The organism is Streptomyces sp. NPDC048352, assembly GCF_040651895.1.
Classification (GTDB): Bacteria; Actinomycetota; Actinomycetes; order Streptomycetales; family Streptomycetaceae; genus Streptomyces.
Window position 1 is genome coordinate 38,553 of sequence record NZ_JBEZKZ010000008.1, and the last position, 19,770, is coordinate 58,322.

Genomic DNA, 19,770 nt, shown 5'->3' on the forward strand with positions numbered 1-19,770 from the left:
GGCGGGTGAGTCACGCCCCCTCACCCTTTCGCCCTCGCCGTGTTGCCGTGGAGATCACCCATGCCCAATGTGTTGCATGTACGGAACATCGGGAGTGGTTCGCCTCGTCCTGCGGTCATACCGCACCACGCGATCGAGCCACCTTGTACCGCTCACCGGAGGATGCCCATCGTGGGAACCGACCTGTCCCTCACGCACGGTATCGACCGTGTCCTCCAGGTCTGGCAGCAAATGGCTGCAGACAACGAGATGTCCCACCAGACCTACGACAAGTTCGGCCTCCTGCTCCGCCGGCTCGGCCGGTACGCCACGGTGCGGGGCGCCTTGTTGATTGGAGACGTCACCCCTGCCCTCATCGAGGACTTTGTCAACGCCAAGGGACACAGCCGGCACGGCGACGTATCGGATGCCGCCGTCGCGACCCGGCTGCTGCGGCGCAGCGTCGTTCGTGCCGCCTTCCGGACGCTGCGCGAAATCGGACTGAGCGATCAGGACCCGGCCAGGGACATCGTGCTGCCTGCTCGTACGCACGACGGCGTCCGAGCCCTGACCGAGGACGAGATGGTGGAGTTGCGGCACCACGCCTCCTTCACGACCCGCCCCACACGGCACGCCGCAGCGGCAGCTCTGGCCCTCGCCGGCGGGCACAGCGGGGAGATCGGCCACATCGTCGTGGGAGACCTCGATCTGTCGCACAGGAAGGTGTGGATGCACGGCTCCGGCAAGTACGACCCTCGTTGGTGCCGACTGGACGGGTGGGGTCGCCATGTCCTGGCCGAGCGGGCACGGCACGTCAGCGCAGAGCATCCAGACCCCAAGTCGGCACGGCTGGCGGTCTCGAGTCGCCCCTCGTCGGACGCCGCCCTTCAAGCCCGAGCCTGCGTGGCGCTCAAGGATCTCCTGCGCAGGATCGGGCTCGACGGCGAACCCGACGTCAAGCCGGCCTCCATCACTGCCACCGCCGCAGCAGCCGCCTTCCAGGCCACCGGACGTATCGAGGAGGCCGCCCGCAGCATCGGCCTGCGCTCCCTCGACCGAGCGGCCGCGATCATCGGACACGACTGGCGCTGCGACCCGGCCTACACCGATGGGATGGTGCCCCGTGCCTGATGACATCTTCGGCGCACCGTTGCCCGAGAATGATCGCCCCAACCGCAAGCGCCAGCTCGGCGACAAAGACCAGCGCGCCATGCCCGACCGGGTGCGGGACTGCCTCAACTATCCCCTGTTGTACGAGCTGGCCGAACTGCTTCCGCCACCCTCGAACGTGGGCTGTCCTCGCGAGTATCCGGCGATCGTGTACATGCTCCTGACCGCCCTGACGCCGGTGGCGAAGTCGAAGCGTGCAGCCGTCGGATTCCTCACGTCACCTCAGGAATGGCGCAGCGTCCGTGCTCACGTACGCCGTCATCTCGGCCGCAGGGCCGCGGCCGCACTGCCTCTCTCTCCGCCCTCCCGGAATCAGTACCAGGACGCCGTGGACAAGCTTCTGGTCCCGAGCAGCGACCTGCTGGAGGAAGCGTTCCGGACCCACGCGGCTCGCCAAGCGCTGGAGCAAGGCCTGTTCCCCTCGGACGCTCCCAAGGTCTGGAGTCGGCCGGAGCGCCGCCAGCTCCTGGTGGGCGACGCCACCGTCCCCCGGGCCATCTCGAAGTCCAGGAAGCCGGAGACCATCGACGATTCGGGCAAGGCGCGCAGTCATCGCGTCGATCCCGCTGCCCGTACCTACTACGAGAACGGCGAGAAGCAGAAGCGGCAGGTCCGAGGCAGCAAGTGGTTCTTCGCGTCAGGAAGGTCGGACGGATACTGGAACCGCGTGATCCTCTCCTTCGCCCATGTAGCCGGCGGTGAGTACGAGGACGAGGCTGCTGTGGCGGTCCGGCAGTTCGTTCTGCTCAAGGATGTCTTGCCTGACTGCATGGGCATCGTCTACGACGGGGCTTTGCGCGGGGTCCATCGCGACACGCTGGCACGCTACGGGCTGCTGGCGATCAACAAGCAGCACGGCTCGGTCAAGCCCGTGTTCTACGAGCACCTCAAGGTCTGCCGCAGCGGGCACGAGCTGTGGTGCAGTGACGGGCGGATCGCGGAGAGCGTCTCGCTCGACGACGGTACGCGCATCCTGGCCCCGGTCCCGATCTCCAAGCTGGAGCACCGCCTCGGAATCAGCAAGAGTCGCTGGTACCACGTGCTGCGCGTTCCTTGCCGGTATGGAGATCACACGTATCGCGTTCCCGTAGGCATCACGACCACACCGGACGACCGCGTCCTGCGTGCCATCGGCACCGGCAAGCGCGTCAAGAGCGACAGCGAGCGCGGATTCCACCGGGCCGAGTTGCTTCAGCAGATCCCCCAGTCGACCTTGGCCCACCAGCGTGTCTATCCGTACCGAGCCGACTCCGAGTCCGTCCACGCCCAGTTCGACCAGAGTCTGTGGAACCGGCGGATGGTCGCGTACGGCATCGAACGCCAGAAGATCTTCGTTCTCGGCTTCGCACTGTCCCAGAACGCCACCAGCCACCAGATCCACCGGGAACGCTGCAGCAACGCCATGAAGGTCCCGGCGCTTGCCTGATCCGCGCCCACGCTCGGCTATACGCCGGCCGCTGCCCTGCAGGGCAGCGGCCGGTGCCTTTCTCTGTTCCTCGTGCTGTCAGTTGACCAAGGACAGCGCACGCCGCGGCTCGCGGTCCGTCTGCTCGCCGCCGCCTTCGACCATCGTGATGGTCAGGCCGAAAAGCATCTTGTTCATCTCGTCCACGGTCAGGCCGAGCTCGGCGGCGACAGCGGCGGGCTTTACGCCGTTGGCCCTGAGTCCTTGGAAGACCTTGGTCAGCACCTGAGAGGTCTCCCGCTTCTTCATGCCCTGCGGCTCGTCCTTCCGGTAGCCGCGCTTGCTCAGCTCGGTGCACGCAGACCGGTACTGCCAGTCGGTGAGCAGCCCCAGGTCGTGCATGCGGTAGGTGAGCGCCATCGCGGAGACCTTCCAGATGCTCTTGGCCTGGATGATCTGGTCGACGTGGGCGCCGGACGGCATGTGGCCGAGGACGCTCGACGCCGGCATCAAAAACGCGCTCGCGAAGTCGTTGGCCTGGCGCTCGGCCTCAGGTCCCGAGCACTCCTTGTCGCTCCCGTGCATCACAAGGTGGCCGAGCTCGTGTGCCGCGTCGAAACGGCCGCGCTCCACCGATTTCATCGTGTTGAGGAAGACGAACGGGGTGCCGTTGCGCCAAACGGCGAAAGCATCCACTTCCGCGTAGTCGGGAGCGAGGGAGAAGACCCGGACCCCGTGCGCTTCGAGCAGGTGCACCATGTTGGGTGCGGGCGCGACGCCCAGGTCCCAGCGGGTACGGACCATGCCGGCCGCGGTCTCCGGGTCCGGCTTGCTCAGTGTGGGAATGTCCGCTGCCGGGAGGCGGAAACGCTCGTCGATCCAGTCATAGAGCAGCGCGCCCAGAGTGCCGGCCGAGCGGGCGGCGTCCAGGGTCCGCGCCGAGGTCTTGCTCCGCGCACGCCAGGAAATACCTTCCGGCGGAAGCTCGTCCAGTTCGGCCCCTTCGAAGAAGGATTCCGGGAAGTCCAGGGCCTTCGCGATACGCGCTGTGGTGGTGCGGCGAGGGGCGGTGCGGCCCGTCTCATAGTTGGACAGGCTCTGCAACGAGACACCCGCCTGTTCGGAGAGCTCGGCGAGCGTCATCCCCCGGCGCTTGCGGGCCAGCGTGATGCGGGACGGGGTCACCATGGTGGGGCTGCCTCAGTGATCGGTGGTGCGTGGTGGGGCGGCGGTTCTCCGTCACCCCACCCTACGGGCCTCAGCGGAAATCGATCGGGATGTCGATCTCGCCAGGTCCATCTTCGTCCAAAGGTTCGATTCCGTCCATCTCGAGGACGGGCAGTGGGATGCGGCGTCGCCACTTCACGACGAACCCCCGCTCGAGCTTCTCAGGCAGGGAAAGCTCGCAGTAGATCTTCATGACGTCCCCGGCCTGGACCCGGTACGAGACGAGGAACCACTTCTGCAGAGTCGCCGCCTCCTCGGCGCCCAACCGGGCCTCATCGGGTCCCGGGGACGCCGAGAACAGTTGCAGTTGGACGCTGTTCCCCTCGGCGGCACGGGCCGTCGCGGCCCCCCGCTTGTGCAGGTTCCTCGGCTGCAACCACGCGTGACCCGTGGCCGCATCACCGACCATCACCCCGATCGCAAGAGTCCCGGCCGGATTGGAGACGAGCTCCAGGTGGTCATGGATGAGCCGTTTCCATCCGGCGTGGCGGATGTGCTCCTCGCGCAGGATCCGGACGTGCTCCTGGTAAGCCCGTGTGCCGGCCGTGTTCGCCGGATGGTTGGGGGTGGCCGACCGTCGCGCCACCTCACCCGCGTAGAGCGCCGGATGGAGGTACTCCAGCTTCGTACCCAGGTCAGTCAACCGGGCCTCGTAGTCGCTCGGTTCAGGTACGGGCGCAACGAGGGGCGGAACCATGGAACCTCCGGCAGTAGACGGTGCTCTTATAAGGACCTTACCGCAAACGTGGTCCTGAAATTATAAGAAGCACCCCTCGGAGGCTATATGCCGCACGGACGCAGCCCCGGCGTGACGCCCCGCGGGACGGAACGGACATCCGAGTGGGCCGCGCCGCTGGCCACTGGGGCCGGCCCGCCGCGCGCCCTAGCAGTCCCACCGCAGGTCAGCGGCCCTCTGCTGCTCCCATGGAAGCGCTATGGCTTATGGGGGCGCATCCGCGGAGCACGATCCGCTAGGCTGTCTGCGGTCAGTCGGCTACTCGGCACGTGCGGGAGAAAATGTCCATTCGGGCATCTCGCCCACCGTGCGGGTGTGCCAGCTGACCAGGGCGTTTGACTCGCCGCAGGTGGCGAACCCCACTGGGGTTTTCCGCACGGTTTCCGTCAAGCCCCCGCCTTCGTAGCTCAGGGGATAGAGCACCGCTCTCCTAAAGCGGGTGTCGCAGGTTCGAATCCTGCCGGGGGCACCAGGGACAACGGCCCGGAGCGATCACGCTCCGGGCCGTTTGGCTGCGCCCACTGGCGCCGTCGTCGCCTCAGCACCCGGTCCGCGGGGTGTTCGCTTCGTCTACGGGGTGGCGAGGGCGCGGGATACCGGGGTGGCCGTGCGTTCGGCGGAGGCGAGGCGTGCTCTTACCTCGCGCAGGGTTCTGGGGCGGTAGCCGGGGCCGCAGCCGCAGCAGGACTGGCGGAAGTCCAGGCCGGCGTGGAGCAGGACCGCGACGACCCTCCAGGCGTCCCGGTCCCGTCGCGGCGGCGCCTCGAAGGCGTCGCCGGCGAGGAGCAGCGCCCGGCGGCACTTCGGGCAGTGGTACGTCCGCTGCCGGGAGTGCTTGAAGGAGAGCCGGCAGGAGAGGCATACGTACGCGGAGCGGTGGGGCATCCGGCCACTATCCGCGGGCGGGCCTCCGGGCCGCCATGGGTTTTTCCCGGCACGAGGTCGCGGAGCCCAGGGGCTCGGCGCACTCTTCCGAGCCCCCCCCGTGGCCGCGTCGTACCGTCGTTCGGTGCCAGGCCGGCCCAACGTCGGAGAGACCAGCCCGGGGCGCGGGCGGCTACATCAGGTCCGTGAGGTCGGGGCCGCGGCCGTCCAGGAGTTCCGCGTCCTTCAGCCCGTGCGCCGTGGCCCTGCCGAAGTAGGTGGGCTCCCCGGGCTCCGCCTCGACGCCCAGCAGCGTGTTCAGTTCCCGTAGCGCCGCCGCGAGGCGGGGTGCGTTGCGGGCGTGAACGCCGGGGTGGGGGGTGCCGCGGAAGTCGCAGGTGGCCCAGACGTCGTGGTGCACCGACAGCATCGCGAAGGGGCCGATGGAGTCGGGCGACACCAGCAGCTCGACCAGGCGGCTCTCCTTGCGGGCGGCGCCTGCCGCGTCGTACCAGGTCCCCGGGCCGACGACGGTGAAGCCCGTCATCTCCGCGCGCGGACGCCCCACCGGCCGGCAGCCCCGGATGTCCTCCGCGAGTCCGGGGTCGCCGAGGGACCTGCCGAGGAGGCTCAGCCCGCTGTCGATGCCCAGCCCGCCCCTGCCGACCTCGAACCAGCTCCATTCCAGGCCTTGCGGGGTGAGCAGTCCGTGCGAGGACAGCACGGCGGAGATCCGTGCCGCCGTCGCCAGCGCCGGTTCCAGTCCGGGCTCGGTGACGTCGTCGAGGTCCCAGAACCACGAGCCGCTCTCCCTCGGCGCGCGCATCAGGACGGACATGCACTCCCCCGTGGTCGACGAGGTCCCAGGGTCGCATGGTCGGGGGGCTTCGGGTGTGGGAAGCCCTCCCGGGGTGGCGGGAGGGCGGCGTGCGGCGTGACGGGGGGCCGGCGTCAGCTGAGGCCTCGGCTGCGTTCGCCGATGCGGTCGCCCTGGGGGGTGCCGGCGCGCTTGAGCTCCGCCTTGGTGTGGGCTCCGCCCTTCACCTTGCTGCGGACCGGGCCGTCGAAGCCGTGGCCCTGCGTCCGCGGCGGCTGGACCCCTTCCGTCGCCTTCGCGATCACCGTCTGGACGTCCTGCTTCTGCTCTTTGCTCATCCCGTCGTCAACTCCCTCAGGAAGCAGCCAATCGGACTACTGGGATCGTATGCATATATGGGGAGGGATGCACCCGGACCAGTACGTAAAGCTTTCCGGTGGGGAGGGGGAGGTCAGGATGCCGGGCCCGGGGTCCGGTCGAGCAGCTCCTCCGGGCAGGGCGTGCCGCGCGGGAGCTGGTACTTCGCCGCGACGCGGTACGCGCCCGGCGCCGGCGCCAGCAGCTCGGTCCAGACGTCCCCGGCGGCGTCCGGGGCCGCCTTGAAGAGGCATCCGGAGGTGTTCGCGTACTCCTTCACGCCCCCCGTGCCGACCGCGCTCCGCGCCTTCGACAGGGGGGTCTCCTGCGGGGGCTCCACCGCCTTGCCCTCGCCGTCGACCAGCCCCAGCCACGGCGAGTGCGGGATCCGCACCAGCACCCGGCCGGGCGCCGACACGTCGATGACCAGCTGGTCCGCGCCCGCCCGCAGCACCCGGGCGGGACCGGTCACCAGGTCCGTGGGAGCGTCCACCCGGTACAGCCGCCAGTTCTGGTCGCCCCACACCTCGTGCAGGTACGGGAGCCCCGCGCGCACGAGCTGCGCCTCGGCCTCCCCGCCCGAGTCGGGGTGGTCGGCGGGCAGCACCACGTAGTGCACGGCCCAGCGCTCCAGCCAGGCCCGGTAGCTCTCGGCGGTGAGGGTGTCGTCGTAGAACAGCGGGTTGCGCTCGAGGTCGGCCTGCCGGTTCCAGCCGCGCGCGAGGTTGACGTACGAGGGGAAGGCGGAGGACTCCCGGTGGCTGCTGGCGGGGACCACCTCCACCCGGCCCCTGTCCGCCCCGGCCTTGCCCAGCTGGTCGACCAGCGGGGCCAGCTCGCGGTTCCAGGCGGCCACCGGGGTGGTGCGGACGATGTCGGTGACGCTGTTGGTGGTGATCCAGGCGGTCACCCCCGCGAAGGCGAGCAGCAGCGCGCGCCGGCGCCGGGTGCGCGCGGCCGCGTACGGGAGGGCGGCGAGCAGCACCGCGCCGCCGAAGAGCATGACGAGGCGGGTGACGTTCGAACCGACCTGGGAGTCGACCGCCCAGGTCAGGAACACCCCGAAGGTGTAGACGGCGGCCGCGATCCGGACCGTCTTCCACGCCTTCGGCACGAGGAGGGCGACGGCCAGTCCGGCGGCGAAGGGCAGCGCGGCCGAGAGGGGCTTCATCGGCTGCGTCCCGGAGAAGGGGAACAGCCAGGCCGACAGCCCCACGACCGCCGCCGGGGCCAGCCCGAGGGCGTAGGCGCCCGGACGCCGCCGGCTCAGGAACAGCGCGGCGGCGATCACCCCGAGGAAGAGCCCCGCCACCGGGCTCGCGGCGGTCGCCAGCCCGGCCAGCGGCGCCGCGACGGCGGCCTTGGCCCAGCGGCGCCGGGCCCACGCGCGGGGCCAGCAGAAGACGGCGGCGACGGCCCCGAGCGCGAAGAGCGTGCCGAGGCCGAAGGTGACGCGGCCGGAGAGGGCGTTGCAGAGGAGCCCGTAGACCCCGGCGAGGGCCGGCCACAGGGGGCGCCGGACCGCCCCGCGGCAGCGGGTGAGGATCAGCGCGAGGAGCCCGGCCGAGGCGGTTCCGGCGAGCATCATGGTCGTCCGGACGCCGAGCACGTGCATGACGTACGGCGACACGACGCTGTACGAGACGGGGTGCATGCCCCCGTACCAGGCGAGGTTGTACGCCGTGTCGGGGTGGCGGCCGACGAACTCCGCCCAGGCGTCCTGCGCGGCGAGGTCGCCGCCGCTGTTGGCGAAGCAGAAGAACCAGACGACGTGCAGGACGGCCGCCGTGGCGGTGGCCACCAGCACCGGGTGCCGGTGCGCCCGGGCGAGCGCGGAACGGATGCCGGGTGGGGTCGGCGCGGCCGGGGTGGCGGATGTGGCCGGGGTGCCGGATGTGGTCGCGGTGCCGGATGTGGTCGCGGTGCCGGATGTGGTCGGGGTGGCCGCCGCGGGTGTCGGCCCTCCGGGGGACTGCCCGGGCTGCGACTGCGCCGACTCCGGCTGCCCGGGCGCCGGGGTCGGGGTCGGGCCGGGGCGCTGGCCCGGCTCCGGCTGCGCGGAGTCGGCGGGCGGCTGCGCGGAGGCCGCGGGCGGGTGTGCGGAGGACGCGGCCGGGCGTGCGGAGTCCGGCCCGCGCCCGCGGCCCGGCTGCGCGGGTGGACCGTGTTGCTGCTCGGCTGTGCTCACGAACGACGCCCTCTCCCGTCTCGACTCCCTGGACGCGGCGCGGCGCCCCGGGGTCGCCCGGGGCGCCACGCCGCTCGGAGTCAGCCGATCCGGGTCAGCTTGCTGCCGAAGCCCGGGGTCTCCAGCTCCCGCTGGAGCGCCACCGGCACCTTCACCTGGCTGGCGCCGTCGCCGACCGTCAGCACCCCGACCTCGGTCCCGGCCTTCGCCGACTCCGGAATCGCGGTGCCGCCGTCGCCCAGCTTGATGTCCACGGTGAGCGAGGGCCAGCCGACCGCCTGGACGTCGGCGGTGGCGACGACCGGCGTGTGACCGCCGAGCCCGTCGTCCACGTAGCCCACGACCTGCCCCTTCTTCACGACGGGCGCGCCCTGGATCTCCTTCTGCGTGGCGACCAGCAGCTGCTTGCTCGCGGCGATCACGCTGTCGATGATCGGCGGCTTGTGCTGGCCGAGGACCGCGCCGACCAGCAGCTGGTTGGTGTCGCCGACCTTCTTCTGGGCCGCGAAGAGGAGGTTTCCGCCGGCCTTGGTCGTCGTACCGGTCTTGATCCCGAGGGAGTCGTTGAACGGAACCAGGCGGTTCCAGTTCGGCCAGGTCTTGCCGGTCTGGTCGGTCCAGCTGGGCATACGGGTGATGTCCACCAGCGCCGGGATCTCGACGATCTTCAGCCCCAGCTTCACCTGGTCCTCGGCGGTGCTGACCGTGGTCGCGTCCAGGCCCGAGGGGTCGGTGTAGGTGGTGTTCGTCATGCCGAGTTCCTTGGCGGTGTCGTTCATCTTCTTGACGAACGCCTCCTGGGAACCGGAGTCCCAGCGCGCGAGCAGCCGGGCGATGTTGTTGGCCGAGGGGATCATCAGGGCGGCGATCGCGTCGTATTCAGAGATCTTGTCGCCCTCGTGGACCGTGTTGAGGGTGGACTCGTTGTCCGACTTGTCCTTCTGGCCCTCGGTCTCGGCGGTCTTGTCTACGTCGATCATCGCGCCCTTCTCCCCCTTCTTGAAGGGGTGGTCGCGCAGGATGATGTACGCCGTCATCGACTTCGTGACACTGGCGATCGGCACCGGCTTCTGCTCGCCGGAGCTGCCGATCGTGCCGAGGCCGGCGGCGGCCATGGAGGCCTGGCCCTCGGTGGGCCAGGGCAGGCTGGGCGCCCCGCCCTCGAAGCTGTACGTGGACTTCGCGGTCAGCTTGAGCTTCGGCGCCGGCAGCGGGCGCACCAGCTGGACGACGGCGAGCACGAGGGCCAGGAGCAGCACGATCGGCGCGTAGATCTTGACCCGCCGGATGGCGGTCCGCATCGGGCTGGGCGGCGGGGGCGGGTTGTTGGTGAGGTCCGCCAGCATGTCCAGCGGCGGCCTGGGGGGCAGCGGCTGCTGGGTGGTCCGCTCGCTGGGGTCCAGGCGGGGCGGGGCGGCCGGCGGGGTGGGCTTCACCGCCGGCTTGGCGGCGGGGGCGGGCGCGTCTTCGCCGCGCAGCGGTACGAAGGTGCTGACGCGGCGGTCGCTCTCACTGCCGGGCTTCCCGGCCGCGGGCGGCGCCGCCGGGGGCGTGGCGGGCTTCTTGGCGGCGTCCTTGGCGCCCGCGTCCGGCTTGACGACGCCGAAGGCGGTGGTACGCGCGTCCCCGGAGGCCTTGTCCGCCGACGGCTTGCCGCCCGCCGGCTTGCCGCCCGTCGGCTCGGCACCCCGCGCCTTGTCCGCGTCCGCCGGAGCGGGGCCCGGCTTCACGGCGCGGAAGACGGCGGTGCGCTCGCTGTCGGTCTCGGAGTCACCCGACGGCTTGGCGGGCTTCTCGGCGTCCGTCGAAGCGGAACCGGGCTTCACCGCACGGAACACGGCCGTACGCTCACCGTCGGCGGCAGGCTTCGCCGCACGCGGGTCCGCATCGGCCGGGCCGCCCTTCTCCGCCTCGGCGGCAGCCGAACCCGAACCCTTGGAGGACGCGGCCGGCTTCTCGGCATCCGTCGAAGCGGAACCCGGCTTCACCGCACGGAACACGGCCGTACGCTCACTGTCGGCGGCAGGCTTCGCCGCACGCGGGTCCGCACCGGCCGGGCCGCTCTTCTTCGCATCGGCAGCAGCCGAACCGGAACCCTTGGAGGACGCAGCCGCCTTCTCGGCATCCGCCGAACCGGAACCGGGCTTCGCCGCACGCGGGTCCGCAGCAGCCGGGCCGGAACGGTCCTTCCCCGAGTCCTTCTCGGCATCGGAAGCGGAATCAGAAGCGGAACCCGGCTTGACGGCACGGAAGGCGGCCGTGCGCTCATCGCCGGCGGCGGGCTTCACCGGGGCGGAGCCGGGCTTGACCGTACGGAAGACCGCGGTGCGCTCGTCGGCGCGGGCGGGCTCGTCCGCCTCGGGAGCGGGGTCCGTGGTCACCACCCCGAACGCGGTGGTGCGTACGTCCCCGGACGGCTTCTCGGAGGGCTTCCCCGACGGCTTCTCGGAGGGCTTCTCGGAGGGCTTCTCGGACGGCTCCTCCGCCTCCGCGGACGGCTTCCCGGAACCGGAACCGGCCTCGCCCGGCGCCTTCTCCGCGTCCGCCGAAGCGGAACCCGGCTTCACGGCACGGAACACGGCCGTCCGCTCCCCGTCGGCAGCCTTCGTACGCGACTCCCCCGACGGCTTCCCGGAACCGGAACCGGAACCGGCCTCGCCCGGCGCCTTCTCCGCCTCCGCCGAAGCGGAACCCGGCTCCTCGGCGTCGGCGGCCGGCTCGCCGGTACCCGTCCCGTCCGCCGGAGCGGACTCCGGCTCCGGGGCCTGGGCCTGGCGGACCACGGCCGCCTTCGGGGTCCCGCCGTCCCCCCGGGCGGGCTCCGGCTCCGGCTCCGCGTCCTCTTCGGCCGTGGCGACCCAGGCCGCCACGGCCTCCTTCAGGGGGTCGCGCGGCTGGAAGACCGACAGCCTCGGGTCCTGCTCCCCGGACGCTCCTTCATCTACCGACTTGTCGGGGGACTCGCCCGCCACCGTTCCTCCTCGATCGCTGTCCGGTCACTGTCCGAACCGTCTAACAGTGTCCCGTCTAGGGGGCATCGCCCACGTGCTAGACGAGAACGACATAGCTACTGGTTCCCCCACAAAGCATCCAGGCGCTCTCGACAGATGAATGTGAGAGGCGTCACCCTGTCACTCATCCACGCGGGGAGGCATGGATGGGCAGGAGCCGCAGAACAATTCCGGAGGAGCTTCTGCTGCTCGCTTTGGACCCGGCCACGGGTACCACGGCGCAGCCGCAGTCGCTCGACCTCGGCCTGGCCGGGGCACAGCTAGTGGAGCTGGCTCTGGCAGGACGGATAGCCCCTGACGGGGATCGTATCGCCGTGGTGATGCCACGGCCGACAGGAGATCCGACTCTGGACTCCGCACTGGAACTGCTGCGCAGGCGCGGCAGCCCGGTACGGGCCGTCCACTGGATCGGCGGACCCCGCCTGGGGCTCCGCCAGATTTACCTCGCTCATCTGGAGCGCTGCGGCATGGTCCATGCCGTCGCGGGACAGATGTGCGGGGTGCTGCCGACGACTCGCTACCAGGCGACCGACACGGCGATCAGCCGGGAGATCCGTGCCCGGCTGGACAGTGCGATCCGCACCGGCGTACCGCCGGACCCGCGGACCGCGGCGCTCGCCGCACTGGCCCACGCGGTCGGACTCGGCAAGCACCTGTACCCCGGCAACGAGGGGCGGTCGTCCAGGTCCCGGCTGCGGGACCTGATCCGGCACGACCCGATGGGCGGTCTCGTCGCGCACGCGGTGATGGACGTCCAGAACGGTGTGGCCGCACAGCCGCGCCGCGACCGGGCCGTCCAGCCGCAGCCGCAACCGGCCGTCCGGGCCACGGCGGCCGCGGGTGTTCCGCTGCAGCCGCGCCGGACGGGTGCGATGGCCCGCGTGGCCGCGCACTGAGCGCAGGCACGGGCGCCGGCACAGTCACCGGCGCCGGTACAGGCACCGGCACGACCCGCACGACCCGCACGACCCGCGACACCCCTTGATCCGCCAGCGGGTCACCGATCCAACCGATCCAACGGATCCGCGGATCCACAGATCCACCGACACCGCGACCGGCCGTCCCCCAGGACCCGGTCCCGGAGCCGCCCGCGCGGGGTGGCGAGGCCGAAGATACGGCTTCGCCACCCCGCGCGCCGCTTTCCCGCGTTCCCCAGCGCCGTCGCACCCTTCGGTGGCAGTCTGCTGAACACCAGACACTCAGCGAGACAGCTACAGAAGAAGGCGGAGGTGCCGTCCACGTGGCGTCCAATGTCAATCCCACCGTCCGACGCCGCCGACTGGGCATGGAGTTGCGCAAGCTCCGTGAGGACAAGGGCATGACGGCCGAACAGGTCGCCGAGCGCCTCCTCGTCTCCCAGTCCAAGATCAGCCGTCTGGAGAACGGCCGCCGGTCCATCAGCCAGCGCGACGTCCGCGACCTGTGCGAGGTGTACGAGGTCGAGGACCCCCGCCTGGTGGACTCCCTCATGCAGATGGCCAAGGACTCCCGCCAGCAGGGCTGGTGGCACGCCTTCGGCGACATCCCGTACAGCGTCTACATCGGCCTGGAGACCGACGCGGCGAGCCTGCGCACCTACGAGCCGCAGATGGTGCCCGGCCTGCTCCAGACCCCCGAGTACGCCCAGGCCCTGATCCGCGGCGCGCTGCCGGAGACGGCTCCGGCGGACGTGGAGAAGCGCGTCCAGGTCCGCATGCACCGCCAGAAACGGTTGTCCGAGACGGACAACAACAATCCGGACGTGGGTCCGCTGCGCCTGTGGGCGGTGATCGACGAGGCGGCGCTGCGCCGGCACGTGGGCGATCCGCAGGTGATGATCCGGCAGCTGGAGTACTTGATAGAGCAGTCGCAGCAGCCGTACATCACGGTGCAGGTGATGCCCTTCACGATGGGTGCCCATCCGGGGGTCAACGGGCAGTACGCCATTCTGGAATTCCCGGACGCCTCGGACTCGACCGTCGTCTACATCGAGGGCGTCACGAGCGATTTGTACCTGGAGAAGGCCAACGACGTCCAGAAATACAGCGTGATGTACGAGCACCTGCGCGCCCAGGCCCTCAACGTCGACCAGACCAGGCAGTTCATCTCCGGGATCATCGACCACTACGCGGGCAAGGCGAACTGACCTGGACCGACCGGGAACAGACCGTCCCCCCACCGCCGGAGGAACGGGCGCAACGGGAGGAAGAGGACGGAAGTGGAAGAGGGGCCAGCACGGTACACCGTCGATCCCCGGCCACAGAAGGCCTGAATGGAATATGCCACCCGGTCGAGTGAATGCCTCCTTCGGTCTTCGAGTGCTGCCGGTAGCGTCGATCACGTCGGTCGGGAAAATCCCCGGCCGACGCGCAACCGGAACTACTCGCTGAACCGGAGAAGAACATGGCTATTCGTCAGGGCGGCACGGAAAACTGGACCAAGTCCTCCTACTCCGGCGGAAACGGGGCCTGCGTCGAAGTCAAGTCCCCCGTCACGGAGGCCATCGCCGTCCGCGACTCGAAGGTGCAGGACGGTCCGTCCCTCTCCTTCGCGCCGGGTTCCTGGACCTCCTTCGTCACCGGTGTCGTCGACGGCGGACTGGAGCACCTCGCCTGAACGTCACCCGTCGCGCTCGGCACCACGATCACCCCGAGCACCCCGTACGGAGCCCTCTCGACCGGCCCGCCGTCCTGGCCGAGAGGGCTCGGCCGTGCCCGGCGCGCCTCAGCGCAGCTGGTCCACGTACCGGTCGGTCCCCGGCACGGTCGGAACGAACGGCGCCACCAGCTCCACCCGCCCCAGGCCCGACTCCGCGACCTCCGTGTCCAGCCCCTGGAACCGGTCCCAGCAGGTGCGCGGGTCGGCCTCGAGGAACCACAGCAGCGTGAGCCGGCTGTCGACCCCCTCGACCTGCTTGACGTAGGTCATCCGGTCGCCGGGCAGCGGGGTCGGCCGGAAGACGGTCACCAGGGCGGCCGGGGAGCCCTGGAGCCGCCCCGGCAGGACCCGCGAGCGCAGCCGTTCCAGCAGTTCCGCCCGCCGCTCCGGCCCGTCGGCGTCGACGACCTGGAGCACGAGCCCGGCGTACGGGTGGTCGAGCGCGTGGTAGTCCCGGGGGCCCGCGGCCCCGTCCCGGTAGACCGTGGCCTCGTGGTCCTGGAAGGCCGTGAAGACGTGCGTGCGGTCCTGGTAGACGCGGCCGTCCCGGTTCAGCCGCTTGTTGATGCCGACGGTCCACTTCATGTGCTCGTCGTAGCGGCCCTCGGTCACCCAGTACGTCGACAGGTAGCACCCGGCGGTGACGGGCTGGGCGACCGCCGACTTCTCGGGGTAGCGCAGTTCCCGGAGCTCGCGGGTGGCCACCCAGCGGCGGCCGGCGTACATCCAGGGCATGGCCATGGCGCCCGCGTAGTAGTGGTCGTCCTCGTACCAGCGGTTGTACGCGTACTCGTGCCCCGGGTGCGGCTCCACCATGGTGATCAGGGCGTGGCCGGGGCGGACCCCGTACGGGCCGACGGCCGCCAGTTCCGCGTAGTCCCCGGCCCGGGTGTCCTGTGGTTCCCGCTCGTCTCTCGTCATGCCTCCCGTCTACCTGATGCGGCGTCAGTTGTGGAGAGGGCGGGCGGTGTTCAGCCCGCGGACGGGTAGGTGCCCTCTGCACCTTTCCCCGCTAGGCTGCGCCCCACCCGCCACCGGAGGAGCCGCCCCATGCCCGCGAGCACCGTCGCCGCCCTGCCCCCCTTCGCCTCCCGCGCGAGCGCCGTCGGCAGCTCGCCCGTACGGGAGATCCTGGCGCTCACCGAACGCCCCGGGGTGATCTCCTTCGCCGGGGGCCTGCCCGCCCCGGAACTCTTCGACACCGAGGGCCTGCGGGCGGCGTACGACACCGCCCTGACCGGCGCCGGAGCCGCCCGGGCCCTCCAGTACTCCACCACCGACGGCGTCCCCGAGCTGCGCGCGGCCGTCGCCGCCCGGGCCGCCGCGCGGGGCCTGGCCACCTCGGCGGACGACGTGCTGGTCACCACCGGCTCCCAGCAGGGGCTCACCCTGCTCGCCGCCACCCTCCTGGAGCCCGGCGACACGGTGCTCGTCGAGAACCCCACCTACCTGGCGGCCCTCCAGTGCTTCGGGCTGGCCGGCGCCCGCGTCCTGCCCGTCCCCTGCGACGGGCACGGCCTGCTCCCCGACGCCCTCGCCGAGATCACCGCCCGGGAGCGGCCGAAGCTGCTCTACACCATCCCCACCTTCCAGAACCCGACCGGGCGCACCCTGCCGGCCCGGCGGCGGGCCGAGGTGGCCCGTGTCGCCGCGCGGCTCGGGCTGTGGCTGGTGGAGGACGACCCGTACGGCGACCTCCGCTACGAGGGCGCCCACCAGCCCTGGATCGCCGCGCACCCGGGCGCCGAGGACCGCACGGCCCTGCTCGGCAGCTTCTCCAAGGTCATGGCCCCGGGTCTGCGCCTGGGCTGGCTGCGCGCCCCCGCCGCGCTGCGCCGCGCGGCGGTGGTCGCCAAGCAGGCGGCGGACCTGCACACCTCGACGGTGGACCAGCTGGCCGCCGCCCACTACCTCGGCGCCCACGACCTCGACGCCCACGTCGCCCGGGTCCGGGAGGCCTACCGCACCCGCCGCGACGCCCTGCTGGCGGGACTCGGCGGGGCGCTCCCGCCGGGCTCGGAGTGGAACCGCCCCGAGGGCGGCATGTTCGTGTGGGCCCGGCTCCCCGACGGGTACGACGCGGGCGCGCTGCTGAAGTCCGCCGTCGCGCACGACGTGGCCTACGTGCCCGGGGCCCCCTTCTTCACGGGCACCCCGGACCCGCGCACGCTGCGGCTGTCCTTCACCACGCACACCCCGCAGGAGATCACCGAGGGCCTGGAGCGGCTCCGGCGGGCGCTGGCCTAGCCGTAGAGCTCCTCGATCTCGGCGGCGTAGCGGCGGGCCACCTCCGCGCGGCGCAGTTTCAGGGTCGGGGTGAGGGTGCCGGCGCCGACCGAGAGTTCCTCGTCCAGGACCCGGAAGGCGCGGATGCGGGCCGGGCGGGAGACGGTGGCGTTGGCCGCGGCGACGGCCTCCGCCACCAGGGCCCGTACGGCCGGGTGCGCAGCCGGGGCGGGCCCGAGGTCGAGGGACCGGCGGGCCGCCCACGCGGCGACCTCGGCGGTGTCCAGGGTGATCAGGGCCACCGGGTGGGGGCGGCGGTCGCCGATCAGGACCGCGCGGGAGACGAAGCGGGAGGCGGCCTGGACGGCGAACTCCACCTCGGTCGGGGTGATGTTCTTCCCGGCCGAGGTGATGATCAGCTCCTTCTTGCGGCCGGTGATGGTCAGGAAGCCGTCGCCGTCGAGTGCGCCCAGGTCGCCGGTGTGCAGCCAGCCGTCCGCGTCCAGGACCCCGGCCGTCGCCGCGGGGTTCGCGTGGTAGCCGGGGAAGACCATCGGGCCCCGGGCGAGCACCTCCCCGTCCGGGGCGATCCGCACCTCGCAGCCCGCCACCGGGCGGCCCACCGTGCCGTACCGGACGGCGGCCGGGTGGTTGAGGCTGATGACCCCGCCGGACTCGGTCATCCCGTAGCCCTCGAACACCCGGATCCCGCAGGCGCGCAGGAAGTCCAGGGTGGCGGGGGCGATCGGCGCCCCGCCGGTCAGGGCCCACTTCAGCCGGCCCCCGAAGGCGGCCCGGACCGGGGAGCAGAGCGACTCCTCCGCCGCCTCCCACGCCGGGCGCAGCTCCTCGGGCAGGGCGCCGTCGGCCGCGCGCACGCCCAGCCGGACCGCCTCCTCGAAGCGCTCCCGGCCCCCCTCCTGGCCCTCCGCCAGGCCGAGCACCACCGCGTGGACCTTCTCGAACAGACGGGGGACCGACGGCAGGTGCGTGGGCCGGGCCTCGGCCAGCTCGGCCACCACGTCCTCCACCCGGCCGCCGAAGTAGCACAGCTCCCCGCCCTCCAGCAGGGTGGTGAACTGGATCAGCTGCGCCAGCAGGTGCGCCAGCGGCAGGTACAGGTACGTCGAGTCGCCCGGCCCGCCCCGGACCAGCGGGAGGGTGGCGTCCTGGACGGCGCCGAGGTTGCCGTGCGTCAGCCGGCAGCCCTTGGGCGGGCCCGTGGTGCCCGAGGTGTAGACGATCGCGGCGTCCGCGTCGGGGGTCACCGAGGCGGCCCGGGCGGCCAGTTCGGACTCCGAGGCCCGCGGCGGCCGGCCCGGCGCTCCCGCCGCATCCCTCCGGTCCCCGCCGCCCGACCCGTCCGGCACGTCGGCCCCGCCGCCCGGCCCACCCGGCCTGCCCGGTCCGTCCAGCCGGCCCACTCCGCCCGGCGCGTCCATCCGTACGACCTCCCGCAGCGCCGGCAGCTTCGGCCGCAGCGCTTCCACCCGGGCCGCCTGGGCGGCGTCCTCGCAGACGGCCACCACCGCCTGCGAGTCGGACAGCACCCAGGCCAGCTCCTCCTCCCCCGCCGTCGGGTACACCGGCACCAGGACCGCGCCCGCCGCGAGGATCCCGAAGTGGGTGCAGGTCCACTCGGGCCGGGTCTCCGCGAGCACCGCCACCCGCTCGCCCGCCGCGACGCCCATTCCGAGCAGCGTCCGCCCGGCCTCGCGTACGGCCGCGCCGAGTTCGGCGTACGTACGGGTCGTCCAGCCGTCGCCGCCGTCCGGCGGGCGGAAGCGGAGCGCCGTGCCGTTGCCGTACCTCTCCTCGGTCCACTGGGTGAACACCGCCAGCGTCCTCGGCCGACCGTCCATCGCGCGCCCTCCCGGCATAGGTGACCCCCCGATGGTGGGCACCCGCGGCCCCGCCCGGCATGACCGGAAGCGTCACCCCCGCTGACCCCGGCGCTCATTGGGGCTACCGTCGAAGCCATGGGGAGGCGGACGATCACCGTGCACCACGTGCGCGCCGTGCTCGCGGGGGCGCGGCGCGCCGGCTGCGACCTGGTGCCGCTGCTCCAGGAGGCGCAGATCCCGCCCCTGCTGCTCGGCGACGACCGGGCACGGATCACGCCCGCGCAGTTCGCGCGGCTCTTCCGGGCCCTGTACCGGACCACGCAGGACGAGTTCCTCGGGCTGTCCGCCCTCCCGAGCCGCCCGGGCACGTTCGCGATGATGTGCCACGCCTGCCTGGGCTGCCGGGACTTCGGCGCGGCCGTGGAGCGGGCCGCCGCGTTCTACGGGCTGTTCCCGGGCGGGCCGGAGCTGGCCCTGGAGACCGGGGGCGGGCAGGCGCGGTTCACCGTGCGCAGCACCTTCGACGGGGACGAGGAGCGCTTCCTCAGCGAGTGCGTGCTCGCGATCTGGCACCGGCTGGGCAGCTGGCTCGTCGGGCGGCGGATCCCCTTGGCGCAGGCCCGCTTCGCCTATCCGCCGCCGCCGCACCGGGACGAGTACGACACCCTCTTCGGCTGCCCGGTCCGCTTCGGGGCCGAGCGGACGGAGGCCGTCTTCGACGCGCGCTGGCTGACCGCGCCGCTGGTACGGGACGAGGCCGCGCTGGACGCGATGCTGCGCCGGGCCCCCTTCGACCTGCTGGCGCGGCCCGAGTACGGGACGACGGTCGCGGAGCAGGTACGCCGGACCCTTACGCGGCGGCTGCGCGGCTCGCCGCGGCTGCCGGAGCTCGGGGAGGTGGCCGCGCGCCTGGCGGTCTCCCCGGCGACGCTGCGGCGCCGCCTCCAGCAGGAGGGGACCTCCTTCCAGCAGCTCAAGGACCAGGTGCGGCGGGACGCGGCGATCGCGGGGCTGGCCGAGAGCGGGGAGCCGATCGCGGAACTCGCCGCCCGGCTGGGGTTCTCGGAGGACACCGCCTTCCACCGCGCGTTCCGCCGCTGGACGGGCACGACGCCGGGCGCGTACCGCATGGCCTCCGGCGGGTAGCGCGCGGGCGCTCCGGCCGGGGCGGCGTGCCGACCACGGCTTCGCCCTCCCCCGCCGGTAGCCCCGGGCGGGGGCGCGGCGCGTCCCGGGCGGGGTGGGAGGCCCGGTCAGGAAAGGTGAGCTGTCCGGTCAGCGACGTGCCGACCGGTCGGTCAGTACCTTC

At 72.1% G+C, this 19,770-nt stretch carries 16 protein-coding genes and 1 tRNA gene; 8 read left to right on the plus strand and 9 right to left on the minus strand.

Annotation, left to right across the window (positions count from 1 at the left end; all coding sequences use genetic code 11):
* Positions 1–171: 171 nt before the first annotated feature.
* Together AB0D45_RS06910 and AB0D45_RS06915 are read left to right on the plus strand one after the other, a co-directional pair.
* Positions 172–1,110, plus strand: coding sequence for a hypothetical protein (locus AB0D45_RS06910; RefSeq protein WP_362455668.1), 939 nt, complete (start codon positions 172–174; stop codon positions 1,108–1,110).
* Positions 1,103–2,575, plus strand: a complete 1,473-nt coding sequence (locus tag AB0D45_RS06915) for a hypothetical protein (protein WP_362455670.1) — start codon at positions 1,103–1,105, stop codon at positions 2,573–2,575. Before AB0D45_RS06910 ends, AB0D45_RS06915 begins: the two co-directional genes overlap by 8 nt.
* 78 nt (positions 2,576–2,653) lie before the next feature.
* Here AB0D45_RS06915 and AB0D45_RS06920 read toward each other — a convergent pair whose 3' ends face one another.
* Both AB0D45_RS06920 and AB0D45_RS06925 read right to left on the minus strand, forming a co-directional pair.
* Positions 2,654–3,742 carry an XRE family transcriptional regulator gene (locus tag AB0D45_RS06920; protein ID WP_362455671.1) on the minus strand — a complete coding sequence of 363 codons (1,089 nt, stop codon included), beginning with the start codon at positions 3,740–3,742 and terminating at the stop codon, positions 2,654–2,656.
* Between the two features lie 70 nt (positions 3,743–3,812).
* Entirely contained in the window at positions 3,813–4,478 is a 666-nt protein-coding gene (locus AB0D45_RS06925) for a hypothetical protein (protein WP_362455673.1), read from the minus strand.
* A 435-nt stretch (positions 4,479–4,913) separates the two neighbouring features.
* Between AB0D45_RS06925 and AB0D45_RS06930 the strand changes: the two genes are divergently transcribed.
* A tRNA-Arg gene (locus AB0D45_RS06930) sits at positions 4,914–4,989 on the plus strand.
* A 98-nt stretch (positions 4,990–5,087) separates the two neighbouring features.
* On the opposite strand, the gene AB0D45_RS06935 is transcribed toward AB0D45_RS06930, so the two are convergent.
* From AB0D45_RS06935 to AB0D45_RS06955, 5 genes are all read right to left on the minus strand, one after another.
* On the minus strand, positions 5,088–5,402 hold the full coding sequence (locus AB0D45_RS06935; RefSeq protein WP_362455675.1) for a deoxyxylulose-5-phosphate synthase: 315 nt from the start codon (positions 5,400–5,402) through the stop codon (positions 5,088–5,090).
* A 172-nt stretch (positions 5,403–5,574) separates the two neighbouring features.
* The gene (locus AB0D45_RS06940; protein WP_362455677.1) at positions 5,575–6,219 is read right to left on the minus strand and encodes a hypothetical protein; all 645 of its coding nucleotides are present in this window, start codon (positions 6,217–6,219) and stop codon (positions 5,575–5,577) included.
* Positions 6,220–6,332: 113 nt separating this feature from the next.
* On the minus strand, positions 6,333–6,536 hold the full coding sequence (locus AB0D45_RS06945; RefSeq protein WP_361605992.1) for a hypothetical protein: 204 nt from the start codon (positions 6,534–6,536) through the stop codon (positions 6,333–6,335).
* A 113-nt stretch (positions 6,537–6,649) separates the two neighbouring features.
* Complete coding sequence (locus AB0D45_RS06950; RefSeq protein ID WP_362455809.1) at positions 6,650–8,398, minus strand: MFS transporter; 1,749 nt, start codon at positions 8,396–8,398, stop codon at positions 6,650–6,652.
* 425 nt (positions 8,399–8,823) lie between these two features.
* Positions 8,824–11,715: a hypothetical protein gene (locus AB0D45_RS06955; protein ID WP_362455679.1), complete on the minus strand. Its 2,892-nt coding sequence runs from the start codon at positions 11,713–11,715 to the stop codon at positions 8,824–8,826.
* Between the two features lie 185 nt (positions 11,716–11,900).
* Here AB0D45_RS06955 and AB0D45_RS06960 point away from each other — a divergent pair, with 185 nt between their 5' ends.
* The 3 genes from AB0D45_RS06960 (at position 11,901) to AB0D45_RS06970 (ending at position 14,349) form a co-directional block, all read left to right on the plus strand.
* Positions 11,901–12,650 carry a GPP34 family phosphoprotein gene (locus AB0D45_RS06960; RefSeq protein ID WP_361605036.1) on the plus strand — a complete coding sequence of 250 codons (750 nt, stop codon included), beginning with the start codon at positions 11,901–11,903 and terminating at the stop codon, positions 12,648–12,650.
* A gap of 344 nt (positions 12,651–12,994) precedes the next feature.
* On the plus strand, positions 12,995–13,879 hold the full coding sequence (locus AB0D45_RS06965; RefSeq protein ID WP_361605039.1) for a helix-turn-helix transcriptional regulator: 885 nt from the start codon (positions 12,995–12,997) through the stop codon (positions 13,877–13,879).
* A gap of 257 nt (positions 13,880–14,136) precedes the next feature.
* Positions 14,137–14,349 carry a DUF397 domain-containing protein gene (locus AB0D45_RS06970; protein WP_362455681.1) on the plus strand — a complete coding sequence of 71 codons (213 nt, stop codon included), beginning with the start codon at positions 14,137–14,139 and terminating at the stop codon, positions 14,347–14,349.
* Positions 14,350–14,457: 108 nt separating this feature from the next.
* Here AB0D45_RS06970 and AB0D45_RS06975 read toward each other — a convergent pair whose 3' ends face one another.
* Positions 14,458–15,312 (minus strand): hypothetical protein, encoded by an 855-nt coding sequence (locus tag AB0D45_RS06975; RefSeq protein ID WP_362455683.1) that lies wholly within the window; start codon positions 15,310–15,312, stop codon positions 14,458–14,460.
* A 129-nt stretch (positions 15,313–15,441) separates the two neighbouring features.
* On the opposite strand from AB0D45_RS06975, the gene AB0D45_RS06980 reads away from it, so the two are divergent.
* A complete protein-coding gene (locus tag AB0D45_RS06980; protein ID WP_362455685.1) occupies positions 15,442–16,638 on the plus strand; it encodes a PLP-dependent aminotransferase family protein in 1,197 nt (398 codons plus the stop codon).
* On the opposite strand, the gene AB0D45_RS06985 is transcribed toward AB0D45_RS06980, so the two are convergent.
* Positions 16,635–18,479, minus strand: a complete 1,845-nt coding sequence (locus AB0D45_RS06985) for an AMP-dependent synthetase/ligase (RefSeq protein WP_362455687.1) — start codon at positions 18,477–18,479, stop codon at positions 16,635–16,637. The genes AB0D45_RS06980 and AB0D45_RS06985 overlap by 4 nt on opposite strands.
* Positions 18,480–18,596: 117 nt before the next feature.
* On the opposite strand from AB0D45_RS06985, the gene AB0D45_RS06990 reads away from it, so the two are divergent.
* Entirely contained in the window at positions 18,597–19,607 is a 1,011-nt protein-coding gene (locus tag AB0D45_RS06990) for an AraC family transcriptional regulator (RefSeq protein ID WP_362455689.1), read from the plus strand.
* Positions 19,608–19,770: the final 163 nt, after the last annotated feature.